Annotated in this window: 20 protein-coding genes; 9 read left to right on the top strand and 11 right to left on the bottom strand. The window is 59.8% G+C overall.

From position 1 onward, the window contains the following. Window positions 1–81 precede the first annotated feature (81 nt). From rnr to rpmG, 4 genes are all read left to right on the top strand, one after another. Window positions 82–2,367 (top strand): ribonuclease R, encoded by a 2,286-nt coding sequence (rnr, locus tag LQ231_RS10045; RefSeq protein WP_230173304.1) that lies wholly within the window; start codon window positions 82–84, stop codon window positions 2,365–2,367. Window positions 2,368–2,393: 26 nt separating this feature from the next. Beyond that, window positions 2,394–2,876, top strand: a complete 483-nt coding sequence (locus LQ231_RS10040; protein ID WP_230171238.1) for a DUF983 domain-containing protein — start codon at window positions 2,394–2,396, stop codon at window positions 2,874–2,876. A gap of 283 nt (window positions 2,877–3,159) precedes the next feature. Next, window positions 3,160–4,338: an MFS transporter gene (locus tag LQ231_RS10035; protein WP_113141015.1), complete on the top strand. Its 1,179-nt coding sequence runs from the start codon at window positions 3,160–3,162 to the stop codon at window positions 4,336–4,338. 96 nt (window positions 4,339–4,434) lie between these two features. Further along, window positions 4,435–4,602 (top strand): 50S ribosomal protein L33, encoded by a 168-nt coding sequence (gene rpmG, locus LQ231_RS10030; protein WP_007599340.1) that lies wholly within the window; start codon window positions 4,435–4,437, stop codon window positions 4,600–4,602. 777 nt (window positions 4,603–5,379) lie between these two features. On the opposite strand, the gene LQ231_RS10025 is transcribed toward rpmG, so the two are convergent. After that, window positions 5,380–6,753: a PleD family two-component system response regulator gene (locus LQ231_RS10025; RefSeq protein ID WP_113141014.1), complete on the bottom strand. Its 1,374-nt coding sequence runs from the start codon at window positions 6,751–6,753 to the stop codon at window positions 5,380–5,382. An 11-nt stretch (window positions 6,754–6,764) separates the two neighbouring features. Further along, window positions 6,765–7,136, bottom strand: a complete 372-nt coding sequence (locus tag LQ231_RS10020) for a response regulator (protein WP_007599342.1) — start codon at window positions 7,134–7,136, stop codon at window positions 6,765–6,767. A gap of 137 nt (window positions 7,137–7,273) precedes the next feature. On the opposite strand from LQ231_RS10020, the gene LQ231_RS10015 reads away from it, so the two are divergent. From LQ231_RS10015 to LQ231_RS09995, 5 genes are all read left to right on the top strand, one after another. Continuing rightward, the gene (locus LQ231_RS10015; protein ID WP_113141013.1) at window positions 7,274–7,567 is read left to right on the top strand and encodes a DUF3572 domain-containing protein; all 294 of its coding nucleotides are present in this window, start codon (window positions 7,274–7,276) and stop codon (window positions 7,565–7,567) included. Further along, entirely contained in the window at window positions 7,567–8,202 is a 636-nt protein-coding gene (locus LQ231_RS10010; RefSeq protein ID WP_230171237.1) for a hypothetical protein, read from the top strand. The genes LQ231_RS10015 and LQ231_RS10010 overlap by 1 nt, the downstream gene beginning before the upstream one ends. 116 nt (window positions 8,203–8,318) lie before the next feature. Then, window positions 8,319–9,605, top strand: a complete 1,287-nt coding sequence (locus LQ231_RS10005) for a DNA polymerase IV (RefSeq protein WP_230171236.1) — start codon at window positions 8,319–8,321, stop codon at window positions 9,603–9,605. A 91-nt stretch (window positions 9,606–9,696) separates the two neighbouring features. Continuing rightward, window positions 9,697–10,416 carry a YoaK family protein gene (locus LQ231_RS10000; RefSeq protein ID WP_230171235.1) on the top strand — a complete coding sequence of 240 codons (720 nt, stop codon included), beginning with the start codon at window positions 9,697–9,699 and terminating at the stop codon, window positions 10,414–10,416. Window positions 10,417–10,558: 142 nt separating this feature from the next. Then, window positions 10,559–11,812, top strand: coding sequence for a L,D-transpeptidase family protein (locus LQ231_RS09995; RefSeq protein ID WP_230171234.1), 1,254 nt, complete (start codon window positions 10,559–10,561; stop codon window positions 11,810–11,812). Between the two features lie 3 nt (window positions 11,813–11,815). On the opposite strand, the gene dnaE is transcribed toward LQ231_RS09995, so the two are convergent. The 9 genes from dnaE to nuoN all read right to left on the bottom strand — a co-directional run bounded on the left by dnaE (window position 11,816) and on the right by nuoN (window position 24,271). Further along, window positions 11,816–15,313, bottom strand: a complete 3,498-nt coding sequence (gene dnaE, locus LQ231_RS09990; RefSeq protein WP_230171233.1) for a DNA polymerase III subunit alpha — start codon at window positions 15,311–15,313, stop codon at window positions 11,816–11,818. A gap of 325 nt (window positions 15,314–15,638) precedes the next feature. Further along, entirely contained in the window at window positions 15,639–16,328 is a 690-nt protein-coding gene (locus LQ231_RS09985) for an ABC transporter ATP-binding protein (RefSeq protein WP_230171232.1), read from the bottom strand. Window positions 16,329–16,342: 14 nt separating this feature from the next. Beyond that, entirely contained in the window at window positions 16,343–17,650 is a 1,308-nt protein-coding gene (locus LQ231_RS09980; protein WP_230171231.1) for a lipoprotein-releasing ABC transporter permease subunit, read from the bottom strand. Between the two features lie 21 nt (window positions 17,651–17,671). After that, window positions 17,672–18,994, bottom strand: coding sequence for a proline--tRNA ligase (proS, locus tag LQ231_RS09975; RefSeq protein WP_230171230.1), 1,323 nt, complete (start codon window positions 18,992–18,994; stop codon window positions 17,672–17,674). 519 nt (window positions 18,995–19,513) lie between these two features. Further along, on the bottom strand, window positions 19,514–19,786 hold the full coding sequence (locus LQ231_RS09970) for a DUF1467 family protein (protein ID WP_230171229.1): 273 nt from the start codon (window positions 19,784–19,786) through the stop codon (window positions 19,514–19,516). 125 nt (window positions 19,787–19,911) lie between these two features. Continuing rightward, window positions 19,912–20,316, bottom strand: coding sequence for a methylmalonyl-CoA epimerase (mce, locus tag LQ231_RS09965; protein ID WP_230171228.1), 405 nt, complete (start codon window positions 20,314–20,316; stop codon window positions 19,912–19,914). Window positions 20,317–20,375: 59 nt separating this feature from the next. Further along, window positions 20,376–22,043: a ribonuclease J gene (locus LQ231_RS09960; protein ID WP_230171227.1), complete on the bottom strand. Its 1,668-nt coding sequence runs from the start codon at window positions 22,041–22,043 to the stop codon at window positions 20,376–20,378. 18 nt (window positions 22,044–22,061) lie between these two features. Beyond that, entirely contained in the window at window positions 22,062–22,829 is a 768-nt protein-coding gene (locus LQ231_RS09955; protein ID WP_230171226.1) for a biotin--[acetyl-CoA-carboxylase] ligase, read from the bottom strand. Then, on the bottom strand, window positions 22,826–24,271 hold the full coding sequence (gene nuoN, locus LQ231_RS09950) for an NADH-quinone oxidoreductase subunit NuoN (RefSeq protein ID WP_230171225.1): 1,446 nt from the start codon (window positions 24,269–24,271) through the stop codon (window positions 22,826–22,828). The genes LQ231_RS09955 and nuoN overlap by 4 nt, the downstream gene beginning before the upstream one ends. Window positions 24,272–24,273: the final 2 nt, after the last annotated feature.

Genomic DNA, 24,273 nt, shown 5'->3' with positions numbered 1-24,273 from the left:
AAACTGCCGCCTGAACATGGCCACTCGACCGGTCCCGCCAATCGCAAGGCTCGGCGGGCGGCCAATGCGGCAGCTGGAGCCGTGCCGGACAAGCCGGTGATCATCCATGGCGAGGTGCCGCCACGCGATATTCTGATGCAGTTCATCACCGACAATCCTGACCGGGCCTCCAAGCGCGAGATCGCCAAGGCATTCGGCTTGAAGGGTGAACAACGCGTCGAGTTGAAACAGGCGCTGAAGGACCTCGAAAACGACGGCATGCTGACCAAGAACCGCAAGACGCTGGCGCGTCCCGGTGCCCTGCCACCCGTGACTGTCCTCGACATCACCACCCGCGACAAGGATGGAGACCTGATCGGCCGTCCGGCGGAATGGCCGGAAGAGCTTGGCGCCGCACCAGCGGTGTCCATCCGACAGTCGAGCAGCGACCGCTCCAAGGGCAAGTCACCCGTCGGCGGACTTGGTGATCGGGTGCTGGCGAAGATCTTCCCGTCCAAGGACCGGGCCGGGCCTGCCTATACAGCCCGTGTCATCAAGATCATCGACAAACAGCGCGGAGCCCTGCTCGGTGTCTTGCGTGCCATGGCAGACGGCGGCGCGCGCCTGATGCCGATCGAACGGCGTGGCGAAGAGCTGCAGATCGATGCGGCGGATCTTGGCGAGGCCAAGGACGGCGATCTGGTCGAAGTCGAGGTCGCGCGCTCCAGCCGGCTTGGCCTGACGCGCGCGCGCGTGCTGAACGTGGTGGGTTCGGTCGCCACGGAAAAGGCGATCTCGATGATCGCCATCCATGCGCATGGCATTCCCTATATCTTCCCGCAGTCGGTCATTGCCGAGGCGGAAGAGGCAAAACCCGCCTCGATGTCGCATCGCGAGGACTGGCGCGATGTGCCGCTGATCACCATCGATCCGGCCGACGCCAAGGACCACGACGATGCCGTTTATGCCGAGCCGGATCCTTCACCGGACAATCCAGGCGGCGTGATCGTCACGGTGGCGATTGCCGATGTTTCCTATTACGTACGGCCGAAATCGGCGCTCGACCGCGAGGCGCTGAAGCGCGGCAATTCGGTCTATTTTCCCGATCGCGTCGTGCCGATGCTGCCCGAGCGCATTTCCAACGATCTCTGCTCGCTGCGCGAAGGCGTCGATCGTCCGGCGCTTGCGGTGCGCATGGTCTTTTCGCACGAGGGCCGCAAGGCGGGCCATACGTTCCATCGCATCATGATGAAGAGCGCCGCCAAGCTCTCCTACCAGCAGGCGCAGGCAGCGATCGATGGGAAGCCTGATGATAAGGCCGGGCCGCTGCTCGAACCTATCCTGAAGCCGCTCTGGGCGGCCTATGCGACGCTGAAACGCGGGCGAGACCGGCGCCAGCCGCTCGAACTCGACATGCCGGAGCGCAAGATCATCCTCAAGGAAGACGGCACCGTCGACCGTGTGCATGTTCCCGAACGGCTCGATGCGCACAAGCTGATCGAAGAAATGATGATCCAGGCGAATGTTGCGGCGGCAGAAACGCTGGAAACAAAGCGCCAGCCGCTTGTCTACCGCATCCATGACGCGCCGACGCTCTCCAAGCAGGAGGTGCTGCGCGAGTTCCTGGCGACGATCGGCTTCTCGCTGGTGAAGGGCGGCAATCTGCGCTCCAACTCGTTCAACGGCATCCTGGCCAAGGCGGTCGATACGCCACACCAGATCATGGTCAACGAGATGGTGCTGCGCAGCCAGAGCCAGGCGATCTATAGCCCTGAGAATATCGGCCATTTTGGTCTCAACCTGCTGAAATACGCCCACTTCACCTCGCCGATCCGCCGCTATGCCGACTTGATCGTGCATCGGGCGCTGGTCGGGTCGCTGGGCCTTGGCGAAGGCGGCATCACACCGGAGGAAGAGGCAAGTCTCGACGATATCGCCGCCGAGATCTCGACCTTCGAGCGTCGTGCCATGGCGGCCGAGCGCGACACGATCAACCGACTGATCGCGCATCATCTCGCCGGCCGGATCGGCGAAGAATTCGATGGCCGGGTTTCTGGCGTGACCAAGGCGGGCCTGTTCATCAGCCTGCCGCAATTTGGCGCGGACGGCTTCGTGCCGGTGTCCACGCTGGGCCGCGACTACTATATCTACGATGAAGCGCATCAGGCGCTGGTCGGCGAAAGGACCAGTCTCGGCTACCAGCTCGGCGACAGCGTCGAAGTCAAGCTGGCGGAAGCAGCGCCGCTTGCCGGCGCCTTGCGGTTCGAAATGCTGAGCGAAGGCCGAAAGCTGCCGGTCGGCACCCGGTCTTTCCACAAGTCAGGCCAGAGATCCGGCCGCCCGGGCGGGAAAAAACCCGGAACACGACCCAATCGCCCCAGACGGTGACAGCTGTCACCACGGAGATGACGGACATGACATTGAACCCACTGGATGCGGCCCAGGCGAATGGCAAGCCGACGGAGGGCGCAGCCCAATACGGGGGTGGCGCTCAGGTTGAGCGGCCGCTCGGCCGCTCGATCAAACGCGGCATGCTGAACAGTTGTCCGGCTTGCGGTTCGGGAAAGCTGTTTCGCAAGTATCTGAAGGTCGTGGACAATTGCGCTGCCTGTGGCGAGGCCTATCATCATCACCGAGCAGACGACCTGCCTGCCTATCTGGTGATCCTGGTACTCGGCCACGTGCTGGTCGGTGGTTTCATGCTGACAGATCTCGCGTTTCCAGCGCCCGGTTGGGTGCATTTCGCCATCTGGGCCCCTATCGGGGTGATTGCCTCGCTGCTCAGCCTGCAGCCGATCAAGGGCGGAGTTGTCGGCCTGCAATGGGCGCTGAAGATGCACGGGTTCAGCGGACGCGAGGACGAAGTCGAAGAGATCGGTCCGGCGCACGGGGATTGAAGGTCCCTCAGCCGCGTCGTCACATTAGCTTTAATCTTATGCCTGTGTTTACCGATAGAAACAAAACTCGCCGCCGTCTGAACCCGATTCGCTCTGGCGGACGGGGTTTCGGCCACTTGACTTGCGCGCGATTTGCAGTCTGAACATGTCGCAGTCCTTATGGACATCCTGGGAGATAGATACGCACCAATGCCATTCGACATGCCCCATTCCCTGTTGCCCAACCCGGACATTCCTTCGTATTCCTGCCGCGCAGTCTGCTGTTTTTGCCTGAGGGCGCTGCATGTCTGAGCAGACGAACGGGCTAAACGGCCATCGCGACGATATTCACTGGCCGTCGCTGTTTGCTGCAATCTCCGCAATTTCGGCCGTCGGCATCGCCATTGGACTGGGTCTGCCACTGCTCAGCATCATCCTGGAAAAACGTGGCATCTCCTCAACGATGATCGGGTTCAACTCGGCCATGGCCGGCATTGCGGCGATGATCGCTGCGCCGATCTCGACCAAGATGGCACATGCGTTCGGCGTCGCGCGGACCATGCTCTGGGCCGTCGTGCTGGCCGCCATCAGCGCCGTCGGCTTCTATTATGCCGAACAGTTCTGGATGTGGTTCCCTCTGCGGCTGGTCTTCCATGGTACGACGACGACACTGTTCATCCTGTCGGAATTCTGGATCAACGCCGCCGCCCCGCAGAGGCGCCGTGGGCTGGTTCTCGGCATCTATGCAACAGTTCTCGCCGTTGGCTTTGCATCAGGCCCCCTGCTCTTCTCTGTGATCGGCAGCGATGGTCTGCTGCCCTTCCTCATCGGCGCGATAGCCATCCTGGCGGCGGCAATCCCGATCTACATCGCCCGTAACGAAAGCCCCATCCTGGACGAAAAACCCGAGCGCCATTTCCTGCGCTATATCTTCCTGGTGCCGAGCGCGACGGTGGCGGTCTTCGTCTTTGGCGCTGTCGAAGCAGGCGGGCTATCCTTGTTTCCGATCTACGCCACGCGCACCGGCTTCACAGAGACCCAGGCCGCGCTATTGCTGACCGTCATGGGTATCGGCAACATGGTGTTCCAGATCCCGCTCGGCCTTCTGTCAGACCGGATGAAGGATCGCCGGCTGTTGCTGTCGGCGCTGGCCATGATCGGCCTTGCCGGGTCGCTCGCCCTCCCCTGGTTGTCATCAAACTGGCAGTTGATGGCCGTAGTCCTCCTTTTCTGGGGCGGCAGCGTGTCGGGGCTCTACACAATCGGTCTCAGTCATCTCGGTTCACGACTCACCGGCGCAGACCTTGCGGCGGCCAATGCCGCCTTCGTTTTCTGCTACGCGGTGGGGACCGTCGCCGGTCCACAGGCAATCGGTGCGGCGATCGATATCTCCGGCAATGACGGTTTTGCCTGGGCAATAGCGGGTTTCTTTGCCCTCTATGTCGTTGTTTCCCTGGGGCGTTGGCTTTTTAGCCCGAAATAGACTTGACTTTTCGGGCGCGATTTGTAGTTTCGCGCCAGATTTGCCGGGGGCCTCGTTCAGTCGTCCACGGCTTAGTTTATTAGAGGCAGGACGACCATGGCCAAGGCTACAACCATCAAGATCAAGCTTCTGTCGACGGCCGACACGGGTTTCTTCTACGTTACCACGAAGAACAGCCGTACGATGACGGATAAGATGAACAAGACGAAGTATGACCCGATCGCGCGCAAGCACGTCGAGTTCAAGGAAACCAAGATCAAGTAAGCCTTGATCTTTTCCTTTCAAAAAGGCGTGTCACGCGAGTGACGCGCCTTTTTCTTTTGGGGCTGACTGGCGACCGCCGATTGATCATGTGCTGAAAATAAAAACACCGGCCTCCTCACGGAGACCGGTGTTTTTAGATAAGGGGGTCGGTCGGCACACAAACACGGCACGAGGAACCGTTTTGGACGTTGCATACCAACCGACCGACCCCACGACCCAGGAGATGCGGCGGACCTGAGCATCATGGGGTATCAAGAACCTCTTCGAGAGGTTTTGTTCCACACAGTCAAAATCACTCAACTAGAGAAAAAAATCAACACTTTATTAACCGCGGGACAGTCAGCGATTCAATTATGGTTAAATTAACTATCAAGGATTGCGCATAGACTGGGCGAAAGACAATTAAAGTAAAATTTTTACTTGGCATTGACCAAGGTTTCCCTGAGTATAGGTGAAGTTAAATCCCGCAGAAACGCGATTAACAACATACTCCCGACGCGGAGCGGCCGTATACACACCAATTTTTATAATATGTTTGAGCTGGAACGCGGAACAAGGCGCGCGGGAGTGTGTCCTTGAGGACACTATGGGCAAATTAATAGTTGTCGGCCTTCAGAAAGTAGGCTTTGTAACTGCTCAAAATCCCATCAGCATTCGAAATGTCTGCTCAGTTGAACGGCAGACCACAAAGCTGTGAACAAGCACATAATCGACGACCCGCAGGGCCAACGCAACACCCTGATTTTAGTAATGGATTTTCCGCCCTCCGCGATCTGCTCAAGCAGCGGCGGCGACTACCCGATTGCGGCCCGAGTTCTTTGCCTCGTAAAGCGCCCGGTCTGCCTGTTTCAAGAGCTGTTCAGGCGTGACGATGCCTGGCCCCATCGTTGCGATACCCATCGACGCGGTCAGCATCAGGGACTTCTCGCCGGATCGAAGCTGGAAGGGCCGCGCTTCGATCATGCCGCGCAAGCGCTCGGCGACCACGGTTGCGACTTCGGCCGATGTGTCCGGCATGACAACGACAAATTCCTCGCCTCCGTAGCGGCAGGCGAGATCGGCGCCCCGCACAGTGCCTCGGATACGTCCGGCAAATTCCTTCAGGACTTCATCGCCCGCATCGTGGCCGTGAACATCATTGACCTGTTTGAAGCGGTCGATATCCGTGATGCAAAGCGTCAGCGGCCTTCCACGCGCCATGGCGCGGGCAAACAGCGTCCGCAGGTGGTTGTCGAGATACCGTCGATTGTGAAGGCCCGTGAGCCCGTCCGTGACGGCCAGCTCCACAGTCTGGCGCACGCTGTTGCGTAGCTGATCATTGATGCGCTTGCGGCGTACCTGGGTCAGCGTGCGGGCAACCAGTTCATTCGGATCAAGCGGCCTGACGATATAGTCATTCACGCCCAGATCGAGCGCCCGGATGATCATCTGCTCGTCCCCCTGCTCGGTGATCAGCAGGATCGGAATGAAACGCGTGCGCTCCAGCGACCGCAGTTGCGAGCAAAGCCGCAACGGATCGTAGTCATCGAGATTGCAGTTGACGATGACAAGGTCAAAGACGTTTTCGGACGCCTCAAACACGGCAGCCTGAGGATCCGACATGGCGCTGACCATCGCGATCGGCTTCAGGGATTTGATGATGCGCTCCTGAGAGGCGCCGCGGCTGTCGACCAGCAAGATCTGCGCAGGTTCGTCCAGACGCCCGTCATGCAGACGCAGTGCGTCCTCGATGCCGGCGTGGCGGGTCTCGTCGGAACGGATCCGCAATTCGTCGGCGAGTGTCTTCAGGCGGACGAGACTTTTCACCCGTGAGATCAGTTGCAGGTCGTTGACCGGCTTGGTCAAGAAATCGTCGGCACCCGCTTTCAAGCCGCGGACCCGGTCGGAAGGCTGATCGAGTGCCGTCACCATGACGACAGGGATATGGGCGGTGCGCGGATTGGACTTCAATCGTTCGCAGACCTCGAACCCATCCATTTCCGGCATCATGATATCGAGCAGGATAACGTCCACCTGCGTGCTGTCGCAGATATTGAGCGCGTCACGACCATTGTCCGCGGTCAGCACTTCGAAATACTCAGCCATCAGCCGAGCCTCGAGCAGCTTCACATTGGCAGGGATATCGTCGACAACAAGGATACGCGCGGTCATGGCTGGTTTCCTTACGCGTCCCCAAGATAGGTCTTGATGGTCTCGATGAATTTCGGCACCGAGATAGGCTTTGACACATAGGCCTCGCAACCACCCTGGCGGATACGCTCCTCGTCACCTTTCATGGCAAAGGCGGTGACAGCAATGACCGGGATCACATGCAGGTCCGGATCTTCCTTCAGCCACTTCGTCACTTCAAGGCCGGAGACTTCCGGCAACTGGATGTCCATGAGAATCAGATCCGGCTTATGCCGACGGGCCAGATCCATGGCTTCCATGCCGTTACGCGTCTGCACGGTCTCATAGCCGGAGGCTTCGATAAGATCGCGGAAGAGCTTCATGTTCAGCTCGTTGTCTTCGACAATCATTACCTTTTTCGGCATTCACCCGGTCCCTTATCCCGCACCCTTCAGATCTTCAACGCGAGATCCGGCGGCGGGTTGCATCTTCCGTCATCACGCATGGTAGTGCTATTTGGTTTCGAAATCGGTAATTCGACAGGCAGACAGGAAAAGACTTCATGAAAAACAGGCATATAAACCAGGATGCCGAAGCAACGGCCGTGGCTGTTCTGGGCTGGCTCGCCAGCGAGCCCGAGATGCTGTCGCGTTTTCTGGCGCTTTCCGGCGTGCGGCCGGACCAGATGCGCCAGGCCATCAATGATCCCGGCTTTCTCGCCGGGATGCTGGATTTCCTGATGGCACATGAACCGACGCTGATGGCCTTCTGCGCGGCAACAGAGACGAAGCCGGAGACCGTCATTGAGGCTGCACAGCACTATTCCCAGCCGTCCCTCGATTCCGGGCAATACTGATGCTTGCCAAGATCTCGGAGATCCATCTCACCGATAGACCACTGATCGTCTGTGATGTCGATGATGTCGTGCTGCAATTTGCGACGCCATTCGAAGCCTTCCTTGGAAGCCGCGGTCATCGCCTCCTGCCGCGCTCCTTCAAACTTGCCGGAAACATCGTCTCCCTGCTCGATGAGAGCATTCTGGATACGACCGCCGTCCAGGCGCTCATCGATGATTTCTTCATTGCCCAGGAACGCTGGCAGACACCCTTTGCCGAAGCGATCGATACCCTGCATGCCCTGGCCGGCAACGCGGATCTGGTCTTTCTGACAGCCATGCCGCCGCGGCACGCGGATGCACGCCGCCGGCTGCTCGACCAACTCACCCTCAGCTTTCCGCTGATTGCTGCCGATGAAGCCAAGGGTCCGCTGGTGGCGGCACTGCATGCGGACCGTTCCCTGCCCGTCGCCTTCATCGACGACATGGCGCATAACCTGCGGTCGGTCGGCGATCATGTGCCCAATTGCCTGCTCGTTTACATGCCGCCACCGGTCGAGATCCACAAATTCGCGCCACCACCGCCAGAGCATGTGCGCCGGGCGGCTGGCTGGATCGACGCGAAGGACATGATCGCCCTCCATTTCGGCATCTGAGCCTCGTCTCGTGGCAACCAAAGGAAAATGGTGGCTGACGGGAGATCGTTTCCCGACATGACTTGTGTGATGAGAAACATGCGCTACTGTGGCCATGTTCAATATTTGTTCCTGTCATGACCCACACCGAACCACAGTTTCCGGGCTTTTGCCGTGACTGCCTCAAGGGGCAGCCGGACGGCCGCAAGCGATGTCACGCCTGCGGAAGCCCGAGGCTTGTCTATCATCCGGAACTGCATCAGCTGACGCTGGCCCATGTCGACTGCGATGCGTTCTATGCCTCGATCGAGAAACGCGACAATCCGGAGTTGGTCGACAAACCGGTGATCATCGGTGGCGGAAAGCGCGGCGTGGTCTCGACGGCCTGCTATGTCGCACGCATTCACGGCGTGCGCTCGGCCATGCCGATGTTCAAGGCGCTGGAAGCCTGCCCGCAGGCCGTCGTGATCCGTCCGGACATGGAGAAATATGTTCGGGTCGGCCGCGAAGTGCGGGCGCTGATGGAGGAACTGACGCCGCTGGTTCAGCCGATCTCGATCGACGAGGCATTTCTGGAGCTGAAGGGCACGCAACTCCTGCATCACGAGCCGCCGGCCATGGTGCTGGCCCGCTTTGCCCGACGGGTCGAGCAGGAAATCGGCATCACCATTTCTGTCGGGCTATCTTACTGCAAGTTTCTGGCCAAGGTGGCTTCCGACCTGCAGAAACCGCGCGGCTTTTCGGTGATCGGCGAGGAGGAAGCCGTGCGGTTTTTGTCCGACAAGCCCGTGACGATGATCTGGGGCGTCGGCAAGGCCTTTGCCACCACGCTGGCGCAGGACGGCATCCGTAGCATCGGCCAGTTGCAGACCATGGACGAAACCGACCTGATGCGGCGCTACGGCGTCATGGGTCAGCGGCTGTCGCGGCTGTCGCGCGGGATCGATGATCGCGACGTGCATGCCAACGAGGCGGCCAAGAGCGTATCGGCGGAAACGACGTTTTTCGAGGATATCAGCCGGGCGGACGACCTGATCAAACACCTGCGGGAACTGTCGGAAAAGGTGGCGTGGCGCTTGAAGCGTCACGGCATCGCCGGACAGACCGTCGTCCTGAAATTGAAGACATCGGATTTCAAGACGCGAACGCGAAACAGAAAGCTGGATGATCCGACGCAGCTCGCCGACCGGATCTTCCGCACCGGCCTGTCCCTGCTGGAAAAGGAAACCGACGGGACGCGCTTTCGCCTGATCGGCATCGGGGTCAGCGATCTCCAGGACCCCTCGGTCGCCGATCCGCCCGACCTGGTCGATGCGCAGGCGTCACGACGGGCAGCAGCCGAGGCGGCGATGGACAAATTGCGGGACAAGTTCGGCAAGGGTACTGTGCAGACCGGCTATACCTTCCCGTCCAAACGATCCTAGGACAAGTCCATTGCAGAGTGCTTCGCAAAGCCAGATTGTCAGACCCAAGCGCGCACCACTTGCACGGCGCAAATCGCTGCGGATCTTTCGCATGGCGGCGTCGCATCGGCGCAATATGCCCAATGACGTCATGCTCGGCGTGGTGCTGTCCTTCGTTGCCGGTGCGATCAATGCCGGCGGATTTCTGGCGATCGGCCAGTATACATCGCATATGACCGGCGTGGTTTCATCGATCGCGGACAATCTGGCGCTTGGCCTTGTCGGACTTGTCGGTGTCGGTCTGACGGCGCTGATCTTCTTCACCGCCGGTGCCGCCTGCGCAGCGATCCTGATCAACTGGGCCAGACGCCACGCGAGGCGCCAGCAATATGCTTATCCACTGGCGCTCGAATCAGCCCTGCTGATCACCTTTGGTGCCATCGGGGCTACCCTGCCACATGCACCGATCATGGTGATGGTCATTGCGCCGTTGCTGTGCTTCATCATGGGCCTGCAGAACGCGACCATCACCAAGATCTCCGGCGCCCGTATCCGCACGACACACCTCACTGGCATGGTGACCGATATCGGCATCGAGCTTGGCAAACTCGGCTACCGAAAGGTCGCGAGGCTTGCGCACCATGCCCCTGTGATCGCCGACGGCAAAAAGCTCGGAGTGCTGGTCCCGATCGTGCTGGCTTTCTTTCTCGGCGGTCTCGTCGGTGCCGTCGGTTTCAAGCATCTGGGCTACGGCTTTTCCCTACCGCTGGCGGCACTGCTTCTGGCGCTGGCCTCGCCGCAACTTCGGCCTCGCATGTCCCGCGCCGTCTGACACCCCTCCCCCACTGTGGACAAATCGTGCAGCAAAGTCACAGTCGCGTGTTTGCGCATTTGGAAACGTCCGGACGAAACTTTTCTTAAACTTCACGACATAGGATCGGCGCCATCCAGTATTGCGTATCAACGGTCGGTCCATGTTCCAGCGTTTTGTCTTCACCTTCGCTCTCTGCCTTGCCACCAGCACGGCGCTCGTCTCGCCAAGCCTTGCGAATGGATCGGGCCCGCTGCAGATTTATGTGTCGAAGGCCGACCAGATGCTCACAGTCTATGACGGAGACCAGATCGTTGCCACCTCCAAGGTCTCGACCGGAAAAGCCGGACATACAACGCCTTCCGGCGTGTTTTCGATCCTCGAGAAGCGCAAATATCACGAGTCGAATCTCTATTCGAACGCGCCGATGCCGTTCATGCAGCGACTGACCTGGTCCGGCATCGCCCTGCACGAGGGCAAGGTGCCGAACTATCCCGCCTCGCATGGCTGCGTGCGCCTGCCGGCCGGGTTTGCCAAGTCGCTTTTTTCCATGACCGAACGCGGTGCGCATGTGATCATCACCGATGATCCGGTGGCGCCGCGCCCGCTGTCACATTCGACGCTGTTCGTGCCGCGCATACCGGTTGCCGACGGCCAGTTGCTGTCGGATGTTCAACTGCGGCCCACGACGATCGACGCATCGCTGAAGCCGGTCGAAGTGGCGATGAACCAGCTGCCTCCTAAAGCGGGTGCATCCGCCTCGCTGATCCTTGAGGAAGACGAGCCGGCCCTCAGGATCCTGATCACCCGGCGCAGCCAGCGCGAACAAGTGTTCGACGTGCAACGCCTGCTTGCCGATCTCGGCTTCGATATCGGCATTCCAGACGGACTGATGGGCTCAAAGACCATGGCGGCGGTCAAGGGCTACAAACGATGGAAGTCGATCGAGAAGGATGGTGCCATCCTGTCGCCGGTCTTCCTCGAAGCGCTCTACACGTCCGCCGGAAAAGGCACGCCGCCGGCCGGCCAGATCATGATCCGCCAACAATTCAAGCCGCTGTTCGAAGCGCCAATTTCGATCGCCAATCCGGAGCTTGCGCTCGGCACGCATTTCATCGAGGCGACCTCAGTCGACCGCTTCAAGGGCAAGGCCGAATGGCGCTCGGTCACGCTGGAAAACCATCTACCCGCCCAGGCGATGAAGCGGTTGGGCATTACGACACCGGCCGACGATCAGTCTGTCTTCAGCGTCGAAGCTGCACTCGCCCGGATCAATATGCCCGGCGACATCCGCGCCAAGATCGAGACCATGCTCAGCGAGGGCACGTCGATCACCATTTCGGACATGGGTCTCGGCATGGAAACAGGGGACGGAACCGATTTCATTACCGTGACACGGCCGGTGCCCAGAGGCTGAGCGTCAGCTCACCAATTCCACGTCCAGCACGCCCGGTGTCGAGCGCATCGCGGCGGCGATCTCCGGCGAGATTCGGAACTTTTCCGTCAGTTCGACCTCGATCTCGCGCATGCCGTCATCCTTGATGACAATGAAAGAGACAAGGCCATCACCGCGGGCGTTCAGATGGGCAGCGACCGCGCGCAAAGGCCCGGAATCACGAACGTAGACGCGCATCGCCTTCTGCATGCGGATCGATTGTTCCTCCAGCGACTGCGCCGTCTGGATGCGCAGACCGATGCCTTCCGGGCGCTCCTCGGCTGCCACCAGGATGACCAAGGATTTGCCGGATTCCAGCAGGTCGCGATATTGATTGAGGCCTTCCGAGAACAGCACGGCTTCGTATTGGCCCGACGCATCGGAGAAGGTGACGATGCCCATCTTGTTGCCGGTGCGGGTCTTGCGCTCCTGCTTGGAGATCACGGTGCCGGCAAGCCGGCCGGCCGTTGCGCCCTGTTTTACCGCGACGGAGAAATCGGCAAAATTCTGCACCCGCAGCTTGTCGAGCAGCGAACGGTAGGCATCAAGCGGGTGGGCCGAGAGATAGAAGCCGAGCACCTGGAACTCGCGCATCAGCTTTTCCGACGACAGATACGGCGTATAGGGCGCAAAGGCGATGCGTTCCGGGCCGCTCGCACCGCCTGAGCCGAACATGTCGGACTGGCCGCTGACGGCATTTTCCTGGGCGCGCTGGGCATAACCCATGATCCGGTCGAGACTGCCGCTCATTTCGGCCCGGTCATGGCCGAAACAATCGAAAGCGCCGGCGGAAATCAGGCTTTCGAAGACGCGGCGATTGACCTGCTTGGGATCGATGCGCAGGCAGAAATCCTCGATATCGGCAAAAGGCGTGTCGCCCCTCACCTCTACGATATGATCGACGGCCGCTTCGCCGACGCCCTTGATCGCGGCCAGCGCGTAGAAGATCCTGTTCGGACCGGTCTGGAAATGGCGGAACGAGGTCTGCACCGACGGCGGCACGACCTCGATGCCGAGGCGCCCGGCATCCTGGCGGAAATCCACCAGCTTTTCGGTGTTGGACATATCGAGCGTCATCGACGCGGCCAGGAACTCAACCGGGTAATGCGCCTTCATGAAGGCGGTCTGGTAGGAAACGATCGCGTAGGCTGCGGCGTGCGACTTGTTGAAGCCGTAATTGGCGAACTTGGCCAGCAGTTCGAAGATGTTGCTTGCCTGCGGCTTGGAGACGCCGTTCTTCACCGCGCCGTCGACAAAACGGGCGCTCTGCTGGTCCATCTCCGCCTTGATCTTCTTGCCCATGGCGCGGCGCAGAAGATCGGCCTCGCCGAGCGAATAGCCTGACAGGACCTGGGCGATCTGCATGACCTGTTCCTGGTAGACGATAACGCCCTGGGTTTCCTTCAGCAGATAATCGATCGACGGATGGACCGATTCGATTTCCTCTTCACCGTGCTTGCGGGCGTTGTAGGTCGGGATATTTTCCATCGGGCCTGGGCGATAAAGCGCGACCAGCGCAATGATATCCTCGATACAGTCGGGCCGCATGCCGATCAGCGCCTTGCGCATGCCGGCACTTTCCACCTGGAACACGCCGACGGTTTCGCCACGCGACAGCATTTCGTAGGTCGGCTGGTCGTCGAGCGGGATCGCCGCCAGATCGACCTTGTGGCCGCGCTGCTCGACGACGAAATCGACCGCGGTCTTCAGAACCGTCAAGGTCTTCAGGCCGAGAAAGTCGAACTTGACGAGGCCCGCCTGCTCGACCCATTTCATGTTGAATTGGGTGACTGGCATGTCCGAGCGCGGATCGCGATACATCGGGACCAGCTTCGACAATGGCCGGTCGCCGATAACGATGCCGGCGGCATGGGTCGAGGCGTGGCGATAGAGGCCTTCGATCTTCTGGGCGATATCGAGCAATCGGCCGACAACCGGCTCCTTGTCGATTTCCTCCTGGAATTTCGGCTCTTCCTCGATGGCCTTGGACAAAGGCGTCGGATTGGCCGGGTTGTTGGGAACCAGCTTGCAGATACGGTCGACCTGGCCGTAAGGCATTTCCAGCACACGGCCGACATCGCGCAGAGCCGCACGGGCCTGCAAGGACCCGAAGGTGATGATCTGTGCCACCTGCTCGCGGCCGTATTTCTGCTGGACGTAGCGAATTACCTCTTCGCGGCGATCCTGGCAGAAGTCGATGTCGAAGTCGGGCATCGAGACGCGATCCGGATTGAGGAAGCGTTCGAACAGAAGAGAGAAGCGCAGTGGATCGACGTCGGTGATGGTCAATGCATAGGCGACCAGCGAGCCTGCACCGGAACCACGGCCTGGCCCGACCGGAATATCGTGCTGCTTGGCCCATTTGATAAAGTCGGCAACGATAAGGAAGTAGCCGGGAAACTTCATGCGCTCGATAACGGACAATTCGAAATCGAGCCGCTCGCGATATTCGTTCTCCGCGTAGCCCTTGGCCATGCCGAGCGTTGCCAGACGCATGTCAAGGCCTTCGACTGCCTGCCGCCTAAGTTCGAGGGCTTCCTCGCGCTCCGCCTCCTGCGGATCATCACTGCCGCCGGTGAAGCGCGGCAGGATCGGCTTGCGCGTGTCGAGGATGAAAGAGCAACGCCGTGCAATCTCGATCGTATTGTCGAGCGCTTCCGGCAGATCGGAAAAAAGCTCAACCATTTCGGCCCGGCTCTTCAGATAATGATCCGGGGTCAGGCGAAACCGGTTGTCGTCCGAGACGATGGCGTTGTGGGCCACCGCCATCAGGGCGTCATGGGCATCGTAGTCGGCACGCGAAGGGAAGAAGGCCTCGTTGGTCGCGACCAGGGGCAAATCATGATCATAGGCCAGTTGCACCATGCGGCGCTCATGGCTGCGGTCGTAGTTGCCATGACGCTGCAGCTCGACATAAAGCCGATCGCCAAACAGCGCCTTCAGCGCCAGAAGCCGGTTCTCGGCCTGCGCCTTGTGGCCGTCCTTCAACATCAGGTCCACAGGGCCGTCGGATGCGCCGGTTAGCGCAATCAGCCCTTCGGTGCCCGCCTCTTCGAGCCAGGACATCTTCACATGCACCGCGTGACCGGCATCGCCGCCGAGATAGGCGCGACTGACGATATCGACCAGACGCTCATAGCCTGCCGGATTGGCAGCCAGAACGACAAGCGAAGGCAATTTGGCCACATGGCCATTGCGCTTCTCGCCCGACGCGTCCTCCATATCGATCGACAGCTGACAGCCAATGATCGGCTGTACGCCGTCGCCGATCGCCTTCTGGGAAAATTCGAGCGCAACGAAGAGATTGTTGGTGTCGGTGATCGCAATGGCAGGCTGGCTGTCGGAAACCGCTTTACCCAGGATCTTTTTCAGCGGCAAAGCGCCTTCCAGGAGCGAATAAGCCGAGTGCACCCGAAGATGAACAAAACCGGGGCTTCCACCCAAGAGATCGGAAGCGTCCTTGCCGCCGCTTGCTTCGCCCATCGGGTCTATCCTCACGCATTCTGAATCGGCGCGATTTTCAACGTTCCAAGATGCGAAGTCCAGCGGAGTTTGCTCCGGCAAAGCCTCTCTCTACAGCTTTGCCGGAAGAGTTGTCAGAGCGCCAACATGATCAGCGACATGCTGCCAACGAACATGGCTAGGGAGGCGAATGCAGCAACGTCACGAAGTATTTCGGTCATGTCTGTCTCCTGTCTCTTTATGTTTTTAATTTGTTCTCTTTCTGTTCTGTTGTCAACCAAAAAAAAGCCCATTGCAAGCGGAACAAAATCCACCTCGCAATGGGCCTGGTCTGCATCCTGATGGATCAGGGGTGGAATTCGACAATCTTTCCGTCGACCAATGTCACGCAGCGATCCATGCGGCGGGCGATCTCGTGGTTGTGGGTTGCGATCATCGCCGACAGGCCAGACTGGCGCACCAGCGCCTCCAGCGCCGAGAAGACATAGGATGCCGTTTCCGGATCGAGATTGCCGGTCGGCTCGTCGGCCAGGAGAACCAGAGGTGCGTTGGCAACCGCACGCGCGATTGCGACGCGCTGTTGTTCGCCGCCCGAAAGTTCGGCCGGACGATGCTCCGCCCGCGGGCCGATGCGCATGTAGTCGAGAAGCTGCTTGCCGCGCTCCTTGGCTTCGGCATGCGGCAGACCGGCAATCAGCTGCGGCATCATCACATTTTCAAGCGCGGTAAATTCCGGCAGCAGGTGATGAAACTGATAGACGAAGCCGACGGAATTGCGCCGGATCGTCGTGCGCTGTTCATCGCCAAGGTCATGGCAGGCGATACCACCCACTGTCACCTCGCCTGCATCGGGATGCTCCAGCAGGCCTGCGATATGCAAAAGTGTCGACTTGCCTGTGCCTGATGGCGCCACCAGCGCCACCGTTTCACCGGTTCTCAAGGTGAAATCGGCCCCCTTCAGAATGGAAAGCACGGTTTCGCCCTGGCCATAATGGCGGTCGATGCCGGCAAGCGAAAGAACAACGTCGTTGGCCATCGGGTTCGGCATCCTTATTCGTAGCGCAATGCCTGCACCGGATCGAGGCGCGAGGCCCGCCAGGCAGGGAGGATGGTCGCGAGGAACGACAGGCTGAGCGCCATGACCACCACCGAAATCGTCTCGCCGACATTCATGTCGGCGGGCAGCTGGCTGAGAAAATAGAGTTCCGGATCAAACAGCACCGTGCCCGAGACCCAGGAAAAGAACTGGCGGATCGATTCGATGTTCAGACAGACCAGTACACCGAGCAGGACACCGGCAAACGTGCCTGTCGTGCCAATGGCAGCACCCGTCATGAAAAAGATGCGCATGATCGCGCCGGACGTTGCCCCCATGGTGCGCAGGATGGCGATGTCGCTCGCCTTGTCCTTGACCAGCATGATCAGGCCGGAAATGATGTTGAGCGCGGCGACGAGCACGATCAATGTCAGGATCATGAACATGACGTTGCGTTCGACCTGCAGCGCCGAGAAGAAGGTCTGGTTGCGCTGGCGCCAGTCGGTGATGAAGATCTGGCGGCCGGCCGCCTGCTCGATCAGCGGGCGCAGGTCATCGACGGCGTCCGGATCTGAAATGAACAGCTCGATCGACTGGACGATGCCTTCGACGTTGAAATAAAGCTGCGACTCCTCAAGCGGCATGTAGATGATCGACGCGTCGTATTCCGACATGCCGATCTCGAAGATGCCTGACACCGGATAGGACTTGACCCGCGGGTTGACACCCATCGGCGTCACGTCACCCTCCGGTGAAACAAGCGTGATCGTGTCGCCGGCGCTCAGGCCCAACTGGGCTGCCATGCGCGAGCCGATCAGCACGCCCTCGCCGGCATTGAAACCGGCCATGTCGCCGGAGCGGATATTGCTGGCGACAACGGTGAGCTTGGCAAGATCCTCGGGACGGATGCCACGAACCAAGGCGCCGGTACCTGCCCCTTCCCGCCCCGAGGCCAGCGTCTGGCCTTCGACAAGCGGCAGAGCCATGGTCACGCCTTCAACCGCCGAAAAGCGGCTGGCAAGATCGGCATAGTCGTTCAGCGGCTGATCGATCGGTTGTACGACCATATGGCCGTTGATGCCGAGAATGCGTGAGACCAGTTCGGTGCGGAATCCGTTCATCACCGCCATGACAATGATCAGCGTCGCCACGCCGAGCATGATGCCGACGAAGGAAAAGCCGGCGATCACCGAAATGAACGCCTCCTTGCGCCGCGCTCTCAGGTAGCGCCAGGCGACCATGCGTTCAAAGGCGGAAAAAGCCCTCGCGGCGGTGCCCTTTTGGGCTGTGCCCGTCTCGTTGCCAGCGGCTTTGCTCGCCATGGTGTCTCCCTGCTTTCGCCCTTAGGCAGTCAGCTTGTTGATCGCCGCTTCGATCGTCATCGTCTCGCGCGCTCCGGTCTTGCGGTCCTTGAGCTCGATTTCGCCAGAGGCGACCGAGCGAGGACCGGCAATGATCTGCACCGGCACGCCAATCAGGTCTGCCGTGGCGAACTTGGTGCCTGCGCGATCATCGGTATCGTCGAGCAGAACATCCTTGCCGGCCTTGAGCAGGGCGGCGTAGAGCGTTTCGCATGCGGCGTCGCAAGCCTCATCGCCTGCCTTCATGTTGATCACGGCAGCATCGAACGGCGCAACAGATGCCGGCCAGATGATTCCGTTGTCGTCATGCGAGGCTTCGATGATGGCGGGAACAAGGCGTGACGGACCAATGCCATAGGAACCCATGTGGACAAGGTGTTCCTTGCCGTCCGGACCCTGGACCTTGGCGCCCATCGGTTCGGAATATTTGGTGCCGAAGTAGAAGATGTGACCGACCTCGATGCCGCGGGCGGACAGACGATCGCTGTCGGGGATCGCGTTGAACGCCGCCTCGTCATGCATTTCGGATGTCGCGGCATAGACCGAGGTCCACTTGTCGAAGATCGCCTGCAGGCCGGCAACGTCGTCGAAATCGGTATCCTCCGGCGGGATGTCGAAATCGACGAAAGCCTTGTGCGAGAACACTTCCGACTCGCCGGTATCGGCCAGAATAATGAATTCATGGCTGTGATTGCCACCGATCGGGCCGGTATCGGCGCGCATCGGGATCGCGCGCATGCCGAGACGGGCGAATGTGCGCAGATAGGCGGCGAACATCTTGTTGTAGGAATGGATCGCATCGGCCTGGGTCAGGTCGAAGGAATAGGCATCCTTCATCAGGAATTCGCGCGAGCGCATGGTGCCGAAACGCGGACGGATCTCGTCGCGGAACTTCAACTGGATATGATAGAGGTTGAGCGGCAGGCTCTTGTAGGACTTGACCGATGAGCGGAAAATGTCGGTGATCATTTCCTCGTTGGTCGGGCCGTACAACATCGGGCGGTCCTGCCGGTCCTTGATGCGCAGCATTTCCTTGCCGTAGTCCTCGTAGCGTCCGCTCTCCTGCCAGAGTTCGGCCGACTGCAGCGTCGGCATCGAAAGCTCGATGGCGCCGGCGCGGTTCTGCTCTTCACGAATGATCTTGTTGACCTTGTCGAGCACGCGCTTGCCAAGCGGCAGCCAGGAATAGATCCCCTGGCTCTGCTGACGGATCATTCCGGCCCGCAGCATCAGACGGTGGGAGACGATTTCGGCTTCCTTCGGGTTTTCCTTCAGGATCGGCATGAAATAGCGCGACAGACGCATAACAATTTCCAGCTGGTTGAAGATCCCGGCCAAATGGCGGAATCAGCGATTGAATTGGGATATCCGGATGCGTTCATAGCCGTTTCAGCATCCGATGAAAACCCGCAAGCGGCATCGCGCTCTTTCACCCACAAGCGGTCGTCAGAGCCACAAAAAAGCCAGAGGCGCAGTGGCGAATGCTGGAGTTTCATGGCAGTTCTGCGACATTTCAGGCCAATGCGATTTTTTTCGGTGACTGTAGCATTTATGCAAATTTTAGGGGTGACAACGTCCATGGATTGGGCTAGTTTCAGCCCATAAAAGAGGCAGGGAGTTCAAATTCTTGCCATTGTCGCGGTAAAGTCTTGGGAGGATCAGATCTTAGGCGCGCTTGTCGCAGCCCCTTAATTGGTGAAGGATCACGCGATTATTTGAACAAGGTCTTCACAGACCTTGTTTTTTTTTGGCCTGTTGAAAGAGCATGAAATGCGGCAGGCGTCGCTGCCACTCTTCAAAAGGACCACTCTAAAACCCAGACTGTTACTTGCCGAATTCCGGGAGAATTCTGGGCAAGTCGTTGACGCTGATGCCGAAATACGTGCTCGCCACGTACCAGCCGCCATAGATCAGTGCCGAGACGATGGTCGTCGTCATCATGACCCGAAGGCCGCGAAAGCGGGTCGGCGCACTGGCAACGGTGCCCGGAACCACATTCCCATCTTCCGCTTGCGTGCGAAGGCCGATCGGCAGGACGACAAACAGCGTTAGCCACCAAATGACGAAATAGACCGCCAGCGCTGAAATGATCGCCATATGCCTGTTCTCCACTAGCCGCGCGTGCGGCCCATCTTGCATGTGGGCCCAGTATGAGCCCGATACCGGACACGCCGGTTGCTATAATGCCTTGGAGCCCGCGGCACAAAGGACAAAGCGACGCATCAGACCTGTTCGAGCTCGATCAAGGTTCCGTGGAAATCCTTCGGGTGAAGGAAAAGAACCGGCTTGCCATGGGCGCCGGTCTTCGGATCGCCGGATCCGAGGACCCTTGCGCCGGCTTCGATCAGTTGATCGCGCGCGACCAGAATGTCATCGACCTCATAACAGATATGATGCATGCCGCCATCGGGATTTCTGGCGAGGAAGGCCGCTATCGGCGAGCCTGTGCCCAATGGCTCGAGCAGTTCCACTTTGGTGTTTGGCAGCTCGACAAAAACCACAGTCACCCCGTGCTCCGGCAAGGCCTGCGCCTGTGAAACCTTCGCCCCCAGCGTATCCCGATAGCTTGCGGTGGCGCGCGCGAGATCGGGAACGGCGATGGCGATGTGATTGACCCGACCGAGCATACTGCTTCTCCTCGAAAATCGATGCGGGGACACTAAAGTGGTTGCCCCCGCGCCGTCCCTCAAACTTTGGTCAGGAAGACAGTGACGATCGGCTTCTTGCCCCAAGCTTCATTGGCAGCAGAGCGCACAGCGCGCCGGACGGCTTCACGAACCATTTCGAGTTCCTTGCGGCGGGTGCGCGGAATGCTCTCGACGGCGCCGAGAACGGCGTCATACAGCGTATCCTCCATATCTTCGCCCTCATGGTCGAGTTCGGGAAGACCGAACGCCACGACATCAGGGTCACCGACAAAGTCGTAACGGCTATCGAGAAGAACATTGATTGCCACATGACCGGCAAAGGAAAGACGCTTGCGATCCGCAATGCCCATTTCTTCGAGGTCGCCAACCAGTCTCCCGTCCTTGTAGACGCGACCGAACGGGGCTTTTCCGATCACTTCGACGTCACCTGGCGCAAGACGCAGGATGTCGCCGTTGCGCACTTTCGGCACCGTCTCGATACCGGCCTGACGGGCAAGTTCGCCCTGGGCAACCAGATGCGCCGCCTCGCCATGAACCGGCACAAGGATCTTCGGCCTGGTCCACTCATACATCTTCAGCAACTCGTTGCGGCGGGGATGTCCCGACACATGCACCAGCGCCTCGCTATCGGTGACGATATGCACGCCCTGCTCGACCAGACCATTCTTGATGTCCTGAATGGCCTTTTCGTTGCCCGGGATTGCGCGAGACGAAAAGACGACCGTATCGCCTGAGGCAAGAGCGACATTGCGCATCTCATCACGCGACAGCTTTGCCAGCGCTGCGCGCGATTCACCCTGGCTACCGGTCAGGATGACGACAACCTTGTCGCGCGGAATAAAGCCGAATTCATCCTCGGCGATGAATGGACGCAGTCCTTCCATGATGCCGATATCCTGGGCGACAGCCGTGACGCGCTTCAGCGAACTGCCGAGCAGCAGCACTTCGCGACCCGCGGCTTCTGCCGCCAGGGCGATCGAGCGGATACGCCCGACATTCGACGAGAAGGTGGTAATCGCAACGCGGCCTTCGGCGGCCTCGATAATCTTGCGCAGGCCCTCGGACACTTCCTCTTCCGAGGGCGAAACGCCATCGCGCAACGCGTTGGTCGAATCGCACATGACAGCCAGCACGCCTTCATCGCCGACGGCGCGGAAGCGCTGCTCATCGGTGATCGGGCCGAGCGACGGATTGTGGTCGATCTTCCAGTCGCCGGTATGCACCAGATTGCCAAGTGGCGTGCGGATGATCAGCGACATCGGCTCCGGGATCGAGTGATTGACGCCGATCGCCTCGATCGAGAAAGGACCAACATTGATCGTATCGCCGGCCTTGAACGGCGTGATCGGAATTTCGGCACGGCTGCCCTCGTAGGCGCGCTTGGCTTCGAGCATGCCGGCGGTGAAGCCCGAAGCATAGACCGGGACGTTCAGGCCCGGCCACAAATCGTTCAAGGCGCCGTAGTGGTCCTCGTGCGCATGGGTGATGATGATGGCCTTGAGGTTCTTCTTCTGCTTCTTGATGAAGCTGATATCGGGGAAGACCAGATCGACACCGGGCAGTTCGGGACCGGCAAAGGTCACGCCGCAATCGACCATGATCCATTGACGGTTTGCGGCCGGGCCGTAGCCGTAAAGCGCGAGGTTCATCCCGATTTCACCCACGCCGCCAAGCGGCAGGAAAACCAGTTCGTCGTTGTTAGCCATTCTTTTTCCTGATCCAGTTTACCCGAAAAACACATCACCTGCGGCGATGGACATGGTTCCATCAGCACCGCGGTCGAGCAATAGAACTCCCTTATCATCGATTCCGGCAAAGGTCCCGGGAATCGAGCGATCCGGCAGATTGACAGTTATTTTCTCGCCAAGGCCGCATGCGACAGCGCGCCAACGTTTGACGATCACAGCAATGCCCCTGCCCTGATCCCAGATGGAGATGGCGTCCGTCATCTCGGCAAACAGGTGGGCAAAGACTTCCTCTGGCGAGATCGAAACACCTTCGTCCGCAAGCGACGTCACCGGATAAAGCGTATGGTCGGGACGGGCGACGATGTTGATGCCGATGCCGATCACCAATGCGGTGCGTCCATCGGCAAGCTTTTCCGCTTCCATCAGGATGCCGGACGTCTTGCGCCGACCGATCAGCACATCGTTCGGCCATTTGATTTCGACCGGAGCCGAGCCAAACGGCATGACGGCGCGAATGGATGCATGAACGGCTGTGGCCACGGCAAGCGGTAGGGATGCGAGATCCTCCATCGGCGCCGGATCGATCAGCAGCAGCGACGCATAGAGATTGCCACGCTCGGAAACCCAGGCCCGTCCGCGGCGGCCACGACCACCGGTCTGGCATTTCGCCGTCACCCAGAGGAAACCAGAATCGCCCGCGCGAGCGCGGGCGAGACATTCAACATTGGTGGACGAAACTTCGTCCAACTGCTCGTGCCGGAAGCTATCGATCGACAACCGGCGTGATCGGTCGACGCCTGTCAATTAAACAGCGTCTTTGCAGCCGCTTCAGCCGCCGTGCCGAGCGGTCCGCCGAAGACGACATAACCGACGACAAACAGACCGGAGAGACCGAAGACCAGACGAAGTTCACCAGCCGTGCGGGCGAACTCACCCTTGGCTTCATCGAACCACATGACCTTGATGATGCGCAGGTAGTAGTAGGCGCCGATGACCGAAGCCAGCACACCGATGATCGCCAGCGCATAAAGCTTGGCTTCGATCGCCGCGACGAAGACGAAGTACTTGGCGAAGAAGCCTGCCAGCGGCGGAATGCCGGCCAGCGAGAACATCAGCGCCGTGAGGACGAAGGCCATGAACGGACGTGTGGTCGACAGACCGGCGAGATCGTCGATGTTCTCGACATTGCCGCCTTCCTTCTGGCGCATCGCCATGATGCAGGCGAAGGTGCCGAGCGTCATGACGAGATAGATCGCCATGTAGAGCAGCACGCCGGACACGCCGCCGGCGGTGCCGGCTGCCAGACCAACGAGCGCATAGCCCATGTGGCCGATCGAGGAATAGGCCATCAGACGCTTGATGTTGCGCTGGCCGATGGCCGCGACCGAACCCAGAACCATCGAAGCGATCGAGATGAACACGACGATCTGCTGCCATTCTGCGAAGATCGGCAGGAAGGCGTCGATGACGATACGGACGAAGATCGCCATGGCGCCGATCTTCGGTGCGGCTGCCAGAAAAGCGGTGACCGGGGTCGGTGCGCCTTCATAGACGTCCGGCGTCCACATGTGGAACGGAACGGCGGAGATCTTGAAGGCAAGGCCGGCCATGATGAAGACCAGACCGAAGATCAGGCCGAGCTGCGGTTCGCCTGCCGACAGGACAGCCGCGATTTCGTCGAAGCCGGTATTGCCGGTAAAGCCATAGACCAGCGACATGCCATAGAGCAGCATGCCCGACGACAGTGCACCGAGAACGAAATACTTGAGGCCGGCTTCGGTGGAGCGCAGGCTGTCGCGATTGATGGCGGCCACGACATAAAGTGCAAGCGACTGAAGTTCGAGTGCCAGATAGACCGAGATCAGGTCATTGGCCGAGATCATCAGCATGATACCAAGGGTCGCCAGAACCAGAAGGACCGGGAATTCGAACTTGTCGAGATGATCGTTCTTGGCATGGCCGACAGCCATGATCATGGCGGTGATCGAACCGATCAGGGCCAGGATCTTCATGAAGCGCGCGAAGCCATCGGCGATATAGGCACCGTTGAAGGCTTCGCCCTCGCCCGAGAACCAGATGACGCAGACGCCGGCCGCGAGCAGCAGCGCGACGGCCAGGCCCGTGACGGTACCGGTCGCCCGATCGCCCGAAAACACGCCGATCATGAGCAACGCAAGCGCGCCGAGGGCGAGGATCAGTTCCGGCGTGACCAGATGCAGGCTTGCGATGAGAGTTTCAACGGTCATAT

This window comes from Rhizobium sp. CECT 9324, assembly GCF_918741265.1.
Classification (GTDB): Bacteria; Pseudomonadota; Alphaproteobacteria; order Rhizobiales; family Rhizobiaceae; genus Allorhizobium.
This window is presented reverse-complemented; position numbering and strand designations above follow the sequence as displayed.